This window comes from Microcoleus sp. B5-D4, assembly GCF_036705145.1.
Lineage (GTDB): Bacteria > Cyanobacteriota > Cyanobacteriia > Cyanobacteriales > Microcoleaceae > Microcoleus.
Genome location: NZ_JAUBTV010000006.1, coordinates 137,646 through 153,719 on the forward strand (window position 1 = coordinate 137,646; position 16,074 = coordinate 153,719).

The window sequence follows — 16,074 nt, forward strand, 5'->3', positions numbered from 1 at the left end:
GCACCAATATCAGCAACGGGCTAGAAGCCCGTTCCACAAAAAATAAACTTGATTGTGGAACGGGCATGTTGCCCGTTCTTAAGAAGAGTGCAAAATATTGGTTTGAGCTAATTGATTAATTCCTAATAACCAGGCTCCTCCTCGTACTCAGGAGTCTTAGTCTTCTCAGGGATATTCACCCGAGGAGCCTGGTAAGGCTTCGGTGCCTCATCGTCAGCCCAAGCATCAGCCTCCACATCATCCTCGTACTCGTACTGCACCACCGGCTGCTTCGGGCGAGAAATCTCAGGGCGAGTGTACTGCGGCTTTTCCTCGTACTCTTCCTCCTCGTAATCGTCCTCCTCGCCGCCCCAATTATCCTCTTCGTAATCCTCGTAATCGTCGATTGGCTGCTGCTGTACCTGCACCGCGCGCATCGGCGGCTGGCGAACCGCAGACCGATTCCACTCTAAATCCTCATCCCAAGGAACTTCCTCCACCGCAGGCGCAGCTACCCGGCTCCGCATTTCCGGTGCAGGTATCCGCACGCCAGGGCCCAATTGATTTCCCGTAGCCACGGGTTTCGGATAATAACCTGCCTCGTCCTCTTCTCGTTCCCAAGGTGCTTGGCCCAAACCAACGCGCTCCAGCAAACCCACACTAAGCTGCCTGAGCCTTTCCTCGGAACCTTCAAACACAATCAAGCGATTCGGGCCGCTGCTGACAATTTCTTCAATCCCCAACTCGTAAGTGCTGAGAACTTGGTCGGGGATTTGGGGGATTCCCAGGGAAGCGATAATTATAGAAACTAACTTACCGTCTTCGGGGTCGAACCTAAAGCCCCGTACCCTACCTAAAAGTTCGCCAGTTTCGGTAATAACTTCGCTGTTAATCAAAATGCTGTAGACTTCAACATCAACATCATCTTCGATCGCGCTCTCATCTTCCACCAACAGCACGTCGCCGATTTCGCTGACATTGCTGAGGAACATAAACCTCGGCATTCCAGCGACCGCAAATATATTATCTCGCAGACCGATCGCCACAACTTCCCGCCGGTCAATGTCCACCCACAATTGACTGACTACACCCAAGCGTTTACCTCTGTCGCGGGTGATGACTTGAGTGCCGAGAATATCTGAGCGTTGGCAAATTTGTTCTGATGTCATTCTAAGTTTAGTCCTGATTTATCATAAAAATGGGCCTAAAACCCCCGTGCTTCTAGCACGGCTTTGCTGTATGCTTGTAGTAGTGGAAAGGTAATCAACCACTCTAAAAACCTAGCTGTCAAAAGACAAAGCGCTGAACCTTGAAAATTGAATCTAAGCGGTTCTACTGCATTTTTCTAGACTCCACCTCGCAGTAGGTAAAAGATTCAGAGGAGCTAGACAAACAGCATTTGAAGCGAATTTGCTTCAAACTGAAACAGGACTTGCCTAAAAGCAAATAGGGTAGGGCATACCCGAATTAACTCTTGGGGAGAGTCCCACCTCTGGGCTAGAGACTTCAAGGAATCTAGTTTAAGTGGTCTCGGTGAGCCAAGAATCCTCGTACCTTCAGGTCGAGGAGTGTCAATAAGTACATATATCACTCAACACGATCATCAACCGACACTCCGGGACTACAACTTCAGTCCTATGACTTGAGTATAAGCTCCCCGTGCTTGAGTAACACCAATTGTACGCTCAGCCGATTGAATCATAGGTCGCCGCAAACTCACAACAATAAACTGGGCTTGTTCAGACTGTCGTTTTATCATTCTAGCTAATCGCTCCACATTTGCCCCATCCAGAAACATATCCACTTCATCAAAAGCGTAGAACGTAGACGGGCGGTAGCGTTGCAGCGCAAAAATAAAACTCAGCGCCGTCAATGATTTTTCGCCTCCAGACATGGAAGCCAGCCTCTGTACGGGTTTGCCCTTCGGGTGAGCCACCAAATTCAAGCCACTGCTGAAGGGGTCTTCCTGGTCATCTAGCTGGAGATAGCCATCGCCTTCGGAAAGTTCCGCAAAGATAGTCTGGAAGTTCTCGTTAACCGCGTCGAAAGCTTCTTTAAAAGCGCGCCGCCTGAGTGTGGTAAAATTTTCGATTCTCAACAGCAGTTCAGTGCGTTCTCCTTCCAATGTCGTCAATTTTTGACTTAATTCTTGAAGGCGTTCTTGAGTGCGGTTGTACTCTTCCAAGGCTAGCATATTGACTGGTTCTAAAGCTTGAATGCGTTTGGCGATCGCCTTTACTTCCTGCTGCAATTCCGTCAAATTGGCTTTCTCGACATTTTCAGGAATCGACGGCACGGGGTCGGGCATTTCCGCCCGCTGCGTTTCCAATAGAGTGCGGATGGCAGCCAATTGTTCCCGGCGTTCTTGCTGGGTTTCGTGGAGTTTTTGCAACTGCCATTGTAACTGCTGTTTGGCTAAATGCTGTTCTCGCAGTTGAGATTCCGCCCGATCGCGCTCTCCCTTCTGCACGCCCAATTTTTCCTCAATTTCCCCCAAAGCCGCCTTAGCTGTGGCAATTTGTCCATCGAGTTCTAACTGCTGCGAAACAATGCGATCGAGCGCATCCGCCCCCGCGTTTTGCTGCACTTGCCATTCCTGCAATTTCTCGCTGCCTTCCTTAATTTTCTCTTCCAAACGCCCGAATTGATTTTCCAAGTCTACAAGGCGCTGCTGGACGGTTCTCAGAGCCAATTCTCGCTCTTGGAGCTGCGCTTCTAGAGCGCGCAAACTCGATTGCATTTGCTGCCATTCGCTGTGGCTGTTCGACTCTTCCAACTGCGCCAAAGTTTGGCGGTACTGCTGCAATTGAGTTTCCTGTGCGGGCAATTCTCGTTCCAGCGACTGCAATCTCGATCGCGAATTAGTTAATTCCTGTGTATTTTTCGCAATTTGCGATCGCACTTGTTCCTGTTGCGCTTGCAAATTCTTAATTTCTGAATCCAACTGTTCCAAGCGCAACTGATGTTCGCGTAAATTTTGTTTCGCTTCCATCAATTCTTGGCTGCGAGTTTTGACTGCAACAGAAGCGCGATCGATCGCAATTTTGCACCGTTCCAAAATCCGCTCAATTTCCTCCAACCTTTCTTGCAAAGACGCGATCGTCCGCGCTTCACTAGCAGCCTCACTAGCCTCAACCGTGCCAAAATGCAAAGTAGATCTATTAGTAGAACTTCCCCCAGTCATCGCCCCGCTAGTTTCCAAAATTTCCCCGTCCAAAGTGACAATCCGGTACTGTCCCAAATAGCGGCGGGCATCACTGAGGTTGCTAAACACAACCGTACTGCCAAAAACGTAAGCAAAAATTTCCTGATACCGCGAATCGCAATCAATCAAATTAACAGCCGCATCCACAAACCCAGCCGCGCGCCGCAAATTTTCATTCACCGAATACCTGCCGCCTCTAATCTTATTCAGAGGCAAAAACGTCATCCTTCCCGCCCGTTTTTGTTTCAACAATTCGATCGCAGCAGCAGCCACGCTGTCATCTTCCACCACCATATTTCCCATGCGCCCGCCCGCCGCAATTTCCAGCGCCAACTGATAGCGCGGTTCCACCCTGCCCAGTTGCGCCACCAAGCCACAAACTCCGCCAATTCCGCTTTGGGCGACAATTTTTGCAGTAAACGTTCCCGTCGCTTCTTGCAGTGCTTGAAACTGCACTTCTAGTTTGTCTAATTTGCGCTGTCTTTCCCGCTGTTCTTCCAACAAACGAGTTTGAGTTTCCTGTTGCAGTTGCAATTCTTGTTCGGCTTCGAATAAAATCTGATTTAGCGATTCTACTTGCAAAGATGCAACGCCTTTGGTTTCCACAAGGCGAGATTGCTGCTCTTTTTTCGCTGCAATTTCCTGTTCCAATACTTGCAGCGATTGGTTTTGTTCTTGAATTTGACTTTGCAGGCGATCGGCTCTTTCGCCGATAGTAGCTTGTTCTGTACGCTGCGGTTCCAAAGTTTGTTGAATTGTTTCGATTTGGCGGTGCAGTTCCGTTTGCTGCTGTACCCAAACTTCGGCCGTCGAGGCGATCGCATTTGCAACTTCCCGATTTTCATCTAAACTTTGCTGGGCTGCGTCCCGCTGTTCCTGCAAAGTTCCTGTTTGAGACTTAACATAAGATATTTCTATCTCAATTTGCTCCAAACTTTGCCGGAATTGCCGAACTTCTTCCTCGGTTTGTGCTATATTAGCAGCCATTTGCCCAGCAGTTTTTTCCAAATCCTGTTTGCGGTTTTGCAGTTGCCGCCTTTCCGCTTCCTGAGTGGCAATCGTCGCTTGTAAAGCCAACAATTCCGACTCTCCCAAAGCTTTAACACGGGCATTCAGCGCGTCAAGTTCGGCGGTTGCTGCTTGAATTTGGGTGCTAATTGCTTGCAGTTGTTCGGTGAGAGATGCAGAAGTGCGATCGCCCGTTTCGATTTGTTCTCGCAGCTTCCATTCTTGCTGCTGCAATTGGCGGAATTTCAGCACAATTTCCCATTGCGACTTTTCTTGAAATTCCGCCCGCAATTTTTGATATTTTTCCGCTTTTGTGCGATCTGAAGCAAGTCTATCGCGCTGAGACATCAGCTCTTTTTCAACAATCCGGCTGCGTTCTTCCACCTCCTTAACTTCATCCAACTTCTGCCTAGCTAAAGAAATTTTGCGATCGAACTGAGCCACACCAGCTAATTCGTCAATGATTTCTCTGCGTTCCTTAGAATTCATCGAAATAATGCTGGTAACGTCTCCTTGCAGCACGACGTTATAGCCTTCGGGATAAATTCGCAAGCGGTTGAGTTGTTCGTGAAGTTGAGTCAGCGTGCAAGGTTGACCGTTAATGTAATAAGTTGAAGTGTAAGTACCTTGGCGAGTTACCCGAAGTTTGCGCGTCACACTCCACTCATCCGATTTTCGATTTTCGATTTTCGATTTTCGATTGGTAGCGAGTAGTTGTCCGTGGTTGTCTTGAGTTGCTGCTATTTCTATTTCTTCTACGTCTTCAACAGACAACTCATCCGATTTTGGATTTTGGATTTTGGATTTTCGATTGACAGCAGGTGATTGGCCGTTGTTGTCTGGAGTTTCGGTAATTTCTATCCCTTCGGCTTCTGCAACAGAGAGAGGCGATTCTTGATTGACAGAAGATGATTGTCCGTTGTTGTCTTGAGTTTCGGCAGTTTCTATCCCTTCGACTTCCTCTGCTTCAACAGATAACTCTTCCGATTTTCGATTTTCGATTTTGGATTTTCGATTGGCAGATGATTGTCCGTTGTTGTCTTGAGTTTCGGCAGTTTCTATCGCTTCGACTTCCTCTGCTTCCACAGATAACTCATCTGCTGCATTTTCCTCCTCATCTTCATCCCGCGCGAACCATTCCTCTCCCACATCTTCCAGGGCAAAAGTCGCAGTCACGCTAGCTTCGATCGTACCGCGTTTGTTTTGGGCGCTGTTCACCAAATCCGGCAAACGTTCAGCCCGCATTCCCTTAGAACTCGAAAGTCCGAGACAAAACAGCAAAGCGTCGAGGATATTGGACTTCCCAGAACCGTTGGGCCCGGAAACCACAGTAAAACCGGGCAGCACGGGAATGGCCGTCGTGCCACCAAAAGATTTAAAGTTAGTCAGTTCGATCCGTTTAATGTGAACCATATGCTAGGAGTAGCTTTGGCTCTAGGTTGTTGTCACAGGGTAGCACAGGCAATGGGGCGATCGACAATGTGTTAACTTTCGGGCATTGTCGAGCAAACCGATATCTTACACCTTTGTCAACAACAAAGTCAGCTTTTACTTCAAAAGATAGTTGACAAAAGTACAACATCTGCGACCAGAGCTACCGCTACAAATGAACGTAAATTTTGATACAGATAACTCCATGAGACTCGATCGAAATTATTTGTGCAATTAAACCTGAAAGCCTTGCCCCTAGTGAATTCCAGCAAATATAATTGTGGGAATTCCTCATGTTCCCCCTAGACATATAAAAACTTTCCGGTAAAATCGAACCAAAATTAATAATGTATAAAGTAACGAAGCGAATTATGGAGGGCAAACCCATTACACCAGCTCAGAACTCGTCTAACCTGCCAGCTTCACCTGAAAGCGACCAACAAGTATTGCAAATTTGGGGTCGCCAGCCCCTTAAAGGACATATCAAAATCAGCGGCGCCAAAAACTCCGCGTTAGTCGTCATGGCAGGAGCCCTGCTATGTCCAGAAGATTGCCGTCTCCGCAACGTTCCCGGTCTAGTCGATGTCGCCCGCATGGGGCAAATTCTCTCGGCTGTAGGAGTCAACTTACAGCAGAACGGGGACGTTTTAGACATCAACGCCAGCAACCTCATAGACGCTCAAGCCCCCTACGAATTAGTCAGCCAACTGCGGGCGAGCTTCTTCATCATCGGCCCGCTGCTAGCGCGTTTGGGATTTGCCAAAGTGCCCTTGCCCGGTGGGTGCGCCATCGGTGCCCGACCCGTTGAACTCCACGTTCGCGGTTTGCAAGCCCTCGGTGCCGAAGTCCACATCGACCACGGCACGGTTCACGCTTACGTCAAAGGGCCGAACCGCCGCCTGAAAGGAGCCAAAATTTATTTGGACTACCCCAGCGTCGGCGCAACTGAAACTTTGATGATGGCGGCGACTCTGGCGGAAGGAGAAACCGTGATTGAAAATGCGGCTCAAGAGCCGGAAGTCGCAGATTTGGCGAATTTCTGCCGCGCTATGGGAGCAAAAATTCAAGGCGCTGGCACGAATACGATCGTCATTTCGGGAGTTCCCAAGCTGCACGCGGTAGACTATTCAATTATTCCCGATCGCATTGAAGCCGGAACATTTTTAGTAGCCGGAGCCATCACTCACTCGGAAATCAGTTTGTCGCCAGTAATTCCCGACCACCTGACCGCAGTCATTGCCAAATTGAAGACTATTGGGGCGAAAATTATTGCAGAATCCCCCGACATTTTGCGGATAGTTCCCGGCAAAACTCACTCGGCCACAGACATCGAAACTCTGCCTTACCCTGGTTTCCCCACAGATATGCAAGCTCAGTTTATGGCTTTGCTGACGCTGAGCGAAGGAGACAGCTTGATCAAAGAAACCGTGTTTGAGAATCGCTTGCGCCACGTAGCAGAACTCAACCGCATGGGCGCCGACATTCGCCTGAAAGGCAATGTAGCGATTGTGCGCGGAGTGTCGCGGCTGTCGGGTGCGCCGGTAGTGGCAACAGATTTGCGGGCTTCGGCGGCGTTAGTGTTAGCGGGACTTGCAGCCGATGGTGTCACCACCATCAGTAGCTTGCAGCACTTAGACCGCGGCTATGAGCAGTTAGAGGTGAAACTGCAAAAATTGGGAGCTAAGTTGCGACGGGTCAAAGAGGGTACAGACCCGGCGACTGCTGAGGCTCCTGTCAATCCCGTGCGATCGGGTTTAAACTGTTAATTAGTCATGAGTCATTAGTCAGCAGTCATTAGTCATTAGGAAGAAGGAAGAAGAAAGAAAAATAATTCAACCTTTTTCAATTCCCGCTTCCCAATTGCCAATTCCCACTTTCCAATGACCAATGACTAATGACAAATGACTATTGACTAATGATTCAGGATTAAAATGTCGAACATACCGCTCATCGGTTTGAAAGCAGACCAGTTTCGCCACCCGCTAGACTTGGAAGCTACCAGCACTCTCAAACAACTGCCCGGCCTGGATTTGATGGTGCGGCAGTTGCTGGGACAACTGGGCGAACAGTTTTTCATGCTGGAAAATCTGGCTTCCAGCGTCCAAGTCGGGGAAAATCAATTGCCCCACCTGCATCAATTGTTGTTGGATGCCTGCAAAACTCTGGATTTGGAACCGCCGCAGCTTTATGTCCGCCAGCATCCGATGCCGAATGCTTACACCTTTGCGATGCGGGGAAAACAGCCTTTTGTGGTGATGCACACTTCTCTGATTGATTTGCTCACAGATGAGGAAGTTAAGGCAGTAATTGCTCACGAGTTGGGGCATTTGAAGTGCGAACACGGAGTTTACCTGACTCTGGCTAATTTAATTGTGTTGGCCGCCGGCCAAATTTCGCCTGTGGGAGCCGTGCTCGCGCAGGGTTTGCAGGCGCAAATGTTGGAATGGTTGCGGTGTGCGGAATTTACGTGCGATCGCGCCGCCTTGCTCGCCACCCAAGACCCAAAAGTGGTAGCATCACTGTTGATGAAACTGGCCGGAGGTTCGCCGACTTTAGCTCCCAAACTGAATGTAGATGCGTTTTTGGCGCAGGCGCGGGCCTACGACGACCTCAGCAGCACTCAACTCGGAGATATGCTCAAACAAGCTCAGACGGCTCAGTTGTCCCATCCTGTACCAGTATTGCGCGCCAGAGAGATCGATCGTTGGGCAAGTTCAAAAGATTATGAATCTTTGCTTGCAGGAAATCGATCGGTGTGTTATGATGGTGAAACGAAAAAGGGCGGGTGGCGAAATTGGTAGACGCATCAGACTCAAAATCTGACACCGAAAGGTATGAGAGTTCGATTCTCTCCCCGCCCACTGCTAAAAAAGCTTAATAAATCTAGGGTTCCAGATGATAAGTCTGGAACCCTAATTTATATTGGGCATCGGGCATCGGGAATCGGCCAAACAGGGCATGGGGAATCGGTAATCGGGCATCGGTAACAACAGTCATTAGTCCTTAGTCATTAGTCCTTAGTCATTAGTCCTTAGTCATTAGTCCTTAGTCATTAGTCCTTAGTCAGTCAACAGTCAACAGTCAACAGTCAACAGTCAACAGATTTTATGGGTGAAATTGCCGCTTTAGGCGCTGCACTTGTCTGGGCCCTATCTTCCACCATCTGGCAGCGAGTGGGACAGCAACTCCCCGCAGTCGTGCTAAACTTGCTCAAAGGTGCGATCGCCCTTTTCATGCTCCTTGCCACTGTAATAATTTTAGGAAAATCTTTACCCGCAATCAACCCTAATATTTTAGCAATGCTGCTGATTAGTGGTGGTCTAGGAATTGGCATCGGAGACACCGCTTTCTTTATCGTATTAAAATATTTAGGCGCGAGGCGAACGCTGCTTTTAGAAACCCTATCTCCTCCTTTAACAGCTTTATTGGGCTTAATATTTTTGCAAGAAAAGTTATCTGCTATTGCTTGTACAGGCATTCTTTTAACAATCTGCGGCGTAGCGTGGGTAATTGCAGAACGAACAGCCGAAACCACCTTACCATCAAAACATCTTTGGCAAGGATTAGCCATTAGTTTATTAGGACAAACATCCCATGCCATCGGAGCTATTTTATCCCGCGCCGCCTTCACTCAAATAGATATTGATCCCCTGTGGACGGCGGCCTTGCGTTTGAGCGGTGGCATGGCAGTTATGCTATGCTTTTTGAACCAAAAAAACCTTAACAGTTTCAAACAATTAAAAGCGCCAAAACTATTAGGTGCAATAATTCTAGCAGCTTTTTTAGGAACATATCTCGGAATTTTCCTGCAACAGACTGCGCTGAAATATGCACCCGCAGGAATAGCTCAAGCACTCTGTTCTACCAGTCCCCTATTTATCCTGCCTTTAGCCGTGCTGGCGGGCGAAAAAGTGAGCATTCGGGCTGTTTTGGGGGTAGTTGGTGCGATCGGCGGAATCGCCTTATTATTGGGTTTGAAGTGATTAGATTTGATATCAATTCCGGTGCCACCGGAATGATTGTTGACTGTTGACTGTTGACGGGCGGGTCGAAAAACTGAATGGTTGAGTGTTAACTGTTGACACTAATAGGCACGGCGCCGTCTCGAAAGCAATGGGTAATATTAATTCCGATGCTACCGGATTTGATATCACAACTCCGACAAGTGGAAACAAAACTCTACGGAGAGATTGAGAAGCAAATTGCAGCCTCTCGCCAGAATCAAGAAGAAGTGATTTATGCTTCTAATACTTGGGTAAAACAATTTGCAGAAATCCGTAAAGATTTTGACGGGATTATCCAGTCCATCACGAAGGCAGCAGCTAACCGAATACTTGAATCTGAAAAAGAGCGCCCTCACATACCAACTTGTCACAAAGTGCGTGAAGCGCAGCTATGCCGTAGGGAATCGTCCTTATAAGCTGTTGTGCATTTAACTTATATCTTTAGGGCGGGCAGGATGCCCACCCCACAAAAGTTTAATTGTATTCGGTCGTGCAATTTAAATGCCTCGGAGCTTATTCTTTAGAGAAGAAACGGCCCGAATAATATTTCTTCATCGATTCGTGAGAAATAATCCCATGACAAGATTCGTCTCTCGGCAAATCTCCTCTCGCTTCCTGCCAAGGTTTTTCACTGCAAATCATTCGTTCCAAAGTTGCATCATCATACTCAAAATAAGCATCAGCAACTTCCTCGATAAATTCCCCGATTTTTTGGGGAAGTTTCGGTTGTTCGATTTTCTCTGTAATTGCTTCCCAACTAAATTGTCGTTGATACTTTTCTAATAAATCAGGAATAACCGGCCCGTGAATCCCTGCTTCAAAATCTGCATCAAATAGTGGCTTGCCGTAAACTCCTAAATACCAAGCTTGAGCATAATACATTAGTTTTTGTAGCTTGTAGGCGTTGATTGCTACATTAGTTTGGGCGGCTAACCAAATAAAAGCATTGGCAATATCTTGCTCACTCACTTTTACTGAATTACCTGGAACCGCCACAACTTTGAGTTGACCTTCGCCTATCTGTTCCAATAGTTCAGAAACTGACAAGTTAAATTGTGCGGCAATTTGCTCAACTCTTTCCCAAACTGGAGAACTCGCAGTTATTTGATATTCATTTTTTGTTGAGATAGCTTGAGTCATAGCCGTCCTTAGAGCTGACTTAAATAATTCTAGCAAACAGTGGAAATAATGACGTAATGCAGTCTTTTCTAAGCATTATAACTCAAGTGCAACTCACCCACAATCGGCAATTCAAATACATTACTCTCTCGCAACCGCTTGGAGAAAAACATAACTTCCAGATTTTCAATTTCCTCCGTGTCAGGATTGAGACGAGCCACAATTCCATATTCTAGTTCTTGCGATTCTTGCTCTGCATAAGGCGAACATTTATTCACGTACAAAATATCCCCAATAGCATCGTATTTAAAAGTTAGTTTTTCTGCCATATTATCTCTCCTTGGGTAACATTTTTTGTTAAGTAAGCTGTCACGATCCAATAGCGCTCTCTCGGAACTGTATCATTCACAACAGCTACTACAACATACCTACCCTTGCGACCCTTACCATACTGCTATGAAAATAGAAAAGTATTGCCGAAACGTAAATCACATCGAACCTCATCTGGGTCAGCTAGAGTTTTAGCAATTCTTTCCTGATAAGATGGTAGCAAATCGGGATGTGTATCAACAATATGTAGTTCTCGCTCTTCAGTGAGTTCAACCTCGCTATCGAGATATGGACAGAAAAATTGTGTTGTCACATTCCTCCATTCTTGCCAGTCCTAATTACCTAACTTTTAGATTACCATAATTACCTGACAAGTTTAGCGATCGCCCATCCCAACCCAACTTGTCAAAAAGCACGCGCGGCGCAGGTATCCTGTAGGGAATCGCCCCTGCTTGACCGATCGCCTCAACTCTGGTTAATATACAAGAGTAAGCTTTGGAGAGAGTGCTTGAAACTGCCCAATTATGAAAGAGCAGTCGTTCCTGAAAAGAAAATTACCGAATATCTGCTCTCACTCACCCACCGCGACGGGAAAAGCAAAGCAAAATTTTTTTTACGGTTTGGTTTTTCAGTTGATGCTTGGGAAATCATGGCAACTGCCTTGCTGCGTCATGCCGCCGACCATGAATTAGCTAAAATTGAAGAATCTCCTTTTGGCAGTCGGTACGTTATTGAAGGAGAAATGCTAGCAGCAGATGGCAGAAAACCCTTTGTGCGTTCTGTTTGGTTTATTGAAACCGGAGGCGACACTCCCAGGCTAGTAAGTGCCTATCCACCAAAATAAAAAATAAAATGATTCAAGAACTTGACAGCATTGTTTTAACAATTGATATCCCCGAAAAAAAATTAAGCCAAGGCGATATTGGCACAGTTGTTTTAGTACATCAAGGTGGGGTAGGATATGAAGTAGAATTTGTTACCTTGACGGGGAAAACATTAGCTATTATTTCACTCTTTAGCTCCCAAGTCCGTCTCATAGGTGATAGAGAAATTGCTCACGCCCGGATGCTAGCTTGAGCGTTATCTAAATGGAAGCAAAAACATTATGAACACTCACAGCTTCACAGGCATCATTTACAAACAAGAAGATAGATACATTGCCGAATGTCCCGAAGTCGGCACAGTTGACCAAGGCGAAACCATAGAATAAGCGATCGCCAATCTTAAACAAGCTACAAAACTCTATCTCGAATAATGTCCATTATTAGAGCCCCGACTTCTTTAATAAGTCGGGGCTCTAGCTACTCTTACAAATTGCAACTCATATCCCCAGATAATTGACTGAAACGCGCATTTTCCCGATAGTCTACCGGACAGTCAATCACGCAAGGGACATCTTGAGCAAGGGCTTCTTTCAGAATCGGAATAAAATCCGTTGCAGATTCCACTCGATAGCCTTTTAAACCCATACTTTCCGCAAATTTCACAAAATCAGGATTGCCAAATTTTACGAAATCGGAATGACCAAAATAATCTTGCTGCTTCCATTCAATTAACCCGTAACCGCCGTCATTAAATATCAGCGTCACAAAATTAGTACCGACTCGCAAAGCAGTTTCTAACTCTTGGCAATTCATCATAAAACCGCCGTCGCCGGTGGCTGCTATTACTTTGCGATCGGGATAAACGAGTTTTGCAGCTACCGCACCCGGAATCGCAATTCCCATCGCCGCAAAGCCGTTGGAAATCAAACAGGTATTCGGGCGATCGCAATGATAGTGCCGCGCGATCCACATTTTGTGAGCTCCCACATCAGATATAAGAATATCTTCCGGGCCCAGGACTTGCCGCAAATCGTAAATGAGTTTTTGTGGCTTGATCGGGAAACCGTCGTCGGCTGCATATTGTTCGTACCCAGCGCGAATATCCGCCCGCAATTGCTTAGCAAAAGGGTCTACTTTCTCCATGCGATCGGCACGCTGCAAAATTTCATTGAGAGAATCAGAAATATCCCCCACAACTTCTATAAGAGGAATATAACTGCTGTCAATTTCTGCTGGCAGAGCTCCAATATGAATAATCGGAATTTTTCCTTCAGGATTCCACTTCTTCGGGGAATATTCAATCAAATCGTAGCCAACAGCAATCACTAAATCCGTTTCTTCAAAAGCACAGCTAATGTAATCGCGTTTTTGCAAGCCCGTCGTCCAAAGCGCCAAAGGATGAGTGTAAGGAATTACACCTTTGCCCATGAAAGTATTAGCTACAGGAATATTCAATCGAGTAGCAAATTGGGTCAAAGCATCGCTGGCGTTAGCGCGGATCGCGCCGTTTCCTACTAAAAGCAGAGGACTTTTTGCCTTGGAAATTGCCACAGCGGCTTTATTCAAGCTTTGGTAAGCGCCAAAAGTTTTTTCGCGGTTGTCTTTGGTGAGTGGCTGTCCTTCAGCAGGCATGGCTGCGATGTTTTCAGGTAAGTCAATGTGAACTGCTCCCGGCTTTTCACTTTGAGCTACTTTAAATGCTTTGCGGACAATTTCTGCCGTCGTGCTGGGGCGAACAATTTGAGCATTCCACTTAGTAACTGGCGCAAACATGGCGACCAAATCTAAATATTGGTGCGATTCTATGTGCATTCTGTCTGTGCCGACTTGTCCGGTAATTGCTATTAAAGGAGCGCCGTCTAAGTTGGCGTCAGCAACTCCTGTCATTAAGTTAGTTGCGCCAGGGCCCAAGGTGGACAAGCAAACGCCGGCTTTGCCGGTGAGACGACCGTAAACGTCTGCCATGAAAGCGGCGCCTTGTTCGTGGCGAGTAGTAATAAATTTAATTGAAGAGTTTCTCAGGGCTTCTAGAACTTCTAAATTTTCTTCTCCAGGAAGTCCGAAGACGTATTCGACGCCTTCATTTTCTAAACATTTTACCAATAGTTGAGCTGTGTTCATTTCCGTTTTTCTCCTCGGTTAATGGGGGTTTTGGGTCTTTCTTTTTCAACCGATCGCAAAAATACTAAATGGGAATTTTTAACCGCAGGTAAACGCAGATAAACGCAGACTTATGTAGATTTGTGCGATCGGTTGATAGAGTGGGAGCTTATTTCACCCACACTGTTTTTATGTTAACAAATTCGTGCATTCCTTGGATGCTCAATTCGCGTCCGTAACCGGAGCGTTTGATACCGCCGAAGGGCAATCTAGGGTCTGATTTTACTAAACCGTTGATGAATACCGCGCCCGCCTCTAGTTCGGAAATAAATCGATCGCTCTCTGAGTTTACTGTAGTCCAAGCTGACGCACCCAAGCCAAAAGATGTGCTGTTTGCCAGGGCGATCGCCTCATCGATGCCTGCAACCCGGAATACTAAAGCTACAGGCCCGAAAAATTCTTCTTGACGGGCAGAGGCATTCGGCGGAATATCTGTCAGAATAGTTGGCAAGTAGAAATTGCCGGCATTCTCTGACAATGGGCGGCCACCTGTCAGAAGTTTTGCTCCCGATTGGATGCAAGTTTGCACTTGCTTATCCAAGTCTTTGAGGATTGCCGGAGTAGCTAAAGGGCCGATATCGGTTTCGGGCAACATCGGATCGCCTACTTTTAATTGCTCGATTTTTTCGACAAATCCTGTGATGAATTCGTCGGCAATCTCTTCTGCTAAAATAAAGCGTTTGGCGGCGATACAAGATTGACCGTTATTGAGCATCCGGGATGTCACAGCAGTTGATAAAGCTGCTGCTACATCGGCGCTCGACATCACAATAAATGGGTCGCTTCCTCCCAATTCCAGCACTACTTTTTTCAAATTTTTGCCCGCATTTGCTGCCAAACTTTCACCCGCTGGTTCGCTACCGGTGAGAGTTGCTGCTTTTATACGATCGTCCGCAACGATATCGGCTACTTTGTCGGCGCCAACTAACAAAGTTTGAAACACGCCTTCGGGAAAGCCAGCAAGCGTAAAAATTTCTTCGATTTTCAAAGCGCACTGAGGCACGTTGGAAGCGTGTTTTAGCAAGCCAACATTGCCCGCCATCAGCGCCGGCGCCGCAAACCGAAAAACTTGCCAAAATGGGAAATTCCACGGCATAACGGCTAAAATAGCGCCCAGCGGTTGGTAGCGGACAAAGCTGCTGCTAGCGTCAGTGGTTGCCGGTACGTCTGCCATAAATTGAGCGGCATTTTTGGCGTAATAGCGGCAAACTAAGGCGCATTTTTCCACTTCGCCGATCGCAGATTTGAGCGTTTTGCCCATTTCCAGGGTCATCATTTCAGCGTAAATTTCGCGATCGCGCTCCAAGATGTCTGCCGCTTTCTGCATCCACAGAGCTCTCTGCTCAAACGGCAGTTGGCGGTATTTGTTAAAAGCTTGCTGTGCTAATTCCAGCTTAGCTTCTATTACCTCATCCGCGATCGGCTCGAAAGTTTTCAGCATTTCTCCCGTTGCCGGGTTGATAGTAGCAATAGCCATTGTTTCATCTCCTGTGTGAAAAACACAAAACTCCCTGCTAGCTATCAGCCTAGGCAGGGAGTTGTATCAAGATATTACAAAATAGGAATTTACCTGCCACGTTTTCTTTCAGGTCTTGCCAAGTTGCAAGTGCCGCGATTTGTTTAAATTTCTCTACTTTTAATTATAGTTCAGAGTCTCGATCGCAAATCTTAAGAAAATTTGTCTTTCTGAAATCACGCACAAATCTCGCTTAACAGGCGACGCCGGCCTGTTCCACAAAAGTTAAATGTTCTTGTGGGGCGTCCCGCCCGCCCCTGAAAGCTTTATTCACAATGAATGGTGCAAGATGGATGAAATATCTTGTCGGGTGTCCCGCCCGCCTTGCATTCTCAACCACAAAAACCGTAGGGTGCGTCGCCATCAAAAATCCCAAAAAAGAGCGAAAATCTCGCAGCGACGCACCTTGCAAGAATTAGGCATAAGGTGCGTCGCCATCAAAAATCCCAAAAAAGAGCGAAAATCTCGCAGCGACGCACCCTACGATAATTAGCAATT

General features: G+C 46.9%; 13 protein-coding genes and 1 tRNA gene. 8 read left to right on the plus strand and 6 right to left on the minus strand.

Annotated features, from left to right (window positions below; translation table 11 throughout):
• Window positions 1-122: 122 nt before the first annotated feature.
• On the minus strand, window positions 123-1,148 hold the full coding sequence (locus QUB10_RS04950; protein WP_333200069.1) for a PRC-barrel domain-containing protein: 1,026 nt from the start codon (window positions 1,146-1,148) through the stop codon (window positions 123-125).
• A 452-nt stretch (window positions 1,149-1,600) separates the two neighbouring features.
• Window positions 1,601-5,605 (minus strand): chromosome segregation protein SMC, encoded by a 4,005-nt coding sequence (gene smc / locus QUB10_RS04955; protein ID WP_333200071.1) that lies wholly within the window; start codon window positions 5,603-5,605, stop codon window positions 1,601-1,603.
• A 365-nt stretch (window positions 5,606-5,970) separates the two neighbouring features.
• Between smc and murA the strand changes: the two genes are divergently transcribed.
• The 5 genes from murA (at window position 5,971) to QUB10_RS04980 (ending at window position 10,043) form a co-directional block, all read left to right on the plus strand.
• Window positions 5,971-7,389: a UDP-N-acetylglucosamine 1-carboxyvinyltransferase gene (gene murA / locus QUB10_RS04960; RefSeq protein WP_333200073.1), complete on the plus strand. Its 1,419-nt coding sequence runs from the start codon at window positions 5,971-5,973 to the stop codon at window positions 7,387-7,389.
• A gap of 165 nt (window positions 7,390-7,554) precedes the next feature.
• Window positions 7,555-8,424, plus strand: coding sequence for a M48 family metallopeptidase (locus QUB10_RS04965; protein WP_333200075.1), 870 nt, complete (start codon window positions 7,555-7,557; stop codon window positions 8,422-8,424).
• Window positions 8,403-8,484: transfer RNA gene (locus QUB10_RS04970), tRNA-Leu, on the plus strand. Before QUB10_RS04965 ends, QUB10_RS04970 begins: the two co-directional genes overlap by 22 nt.
• 246 nt (window positions 8,485-8,730) lie before the next feature.
• Window positions 8,731-9,606, plus strand: coding sequence for a DMT family transporter (locus tag QUB10_RS04975; RefSeq protein ID WP_333200077.1), 876 nt, complete (start codon window positions 8,731-8,733; stop codon window positions 9,604-9,606).
• Between the two features lie 95 nt (window positions 9,607-9,701).
• Complete coding sequence (locus QUB10_RS04980) at window positions 9,702-10,043, plus strand: hypothetical protein (RefSeq protein ID WP_333200079.1); 342 nt, start codon at window positions 9,702-9,704, stop codon at window positions 10,041-10,043.
• Window positions 10,044-10,140: 97 nt separating this feature from the next.
• Here QUB10_RS04980 and QUB10_RS04985 read toward each other — a convergent pair whose 3' ends face one another.
• Window positions 10,141-10,767, minus strand: a complete 627-nt coding sequence (locus QUB10_RS04985) for a type II toxin-antitoxin system antitoxin SocA domain-containing protein (RefSeq protein ID WP_333200081.1) — start codon at window positions 10,765-10,767, stop codon at window positions 10,141-10,143.
• Between the two features lie 68 nt (window positions 10,768-10,835).
• Entirely contained in the window at window positions 10,836-11,075 is a 240-nt protein-coding gene (locus tag QUB10_RS04990) for a DUF2283 domain-containing protein (protein ID WP_333200083.1), read from the minus strand.
• A 509-nt stretch (window positions 11,076-11,584) separates the two neighbouring features.
• Here QUB10_RS04990 and QUB10_RS04995 point away from each other — a divergent pair.
• Window positions 11,585-11,920: a DUF6883 domain-containing protein gene (locus QUB10_RS04995; protein WP_333200085.1), complete on the plus strand. Its 336-nt coding sequence runs from the start codon at window positions 11,585-11,587 to the stop codon at window positions 11,918-11,920.
• Window positions 11,921-11,928: 8 nt separating this feature from the next.
• Window positions 11,929-12,153 carry a DUF4926 domain-containing protein gene (locus QUB10_RS05000; protein WP_333053374.1) on the plus strand — a complete coding sequence of 75 codons (225 nt, stop codon included), beginning with the start codon at window positions 11,929-11,931 and terminating at the stop codon, window positions 12,151-12,153.
• 230 nt (window positions 12,154-12,383) lie between these two features.
• Here QUB10_RS05000 and QUB10_RS05005 read toward each other — a convergent pair whose 3' ends face one another.
• Window positions 12,384-14,021: an acetolactate synthase large subunit gene (locus tag QUB10_RS05005; RefSeq protein WP_333200086.1), complete on the minus strand. Its 1,638-nt coding sequence runs from the start codon at window positions 14,019-14,021 to the stop codon at window positions 12,384-12,386.
• 148 nt (window positions 14,022-14,169) lie between these two features.
• Window positions 14,170-15,537 (minus strand): NAD-dependent succinate-semialdehyde dehydrogenase, encoded by a 1,368-nt coding sequence (locus QUB10_RS05010; protein WP_333200088.1) that lies wholly within the window; start codon window positions 15,535-15,537, stop codon window positions 14,170-14,172.
• Window positions 15,538-15,865: 328 nt separating this feature from the next.
• Here QUB10_RS05010 and QUB10_RS05015 point away from each other — a divergent pair, with 328 nt between their 5' ends.
• Window positions 15,866-16,069, plus strand: coding sequence for a hypothetical protein (locus QUB10_RS05015; RefSeq protein ID WP_333200090.1), 204 nt, complete (start codon window positions 15,866-15,868; stop codon window positions 16,067-16,069).
• Window positions 16,070-16,074: the final 5 nt, after the last annotated feature.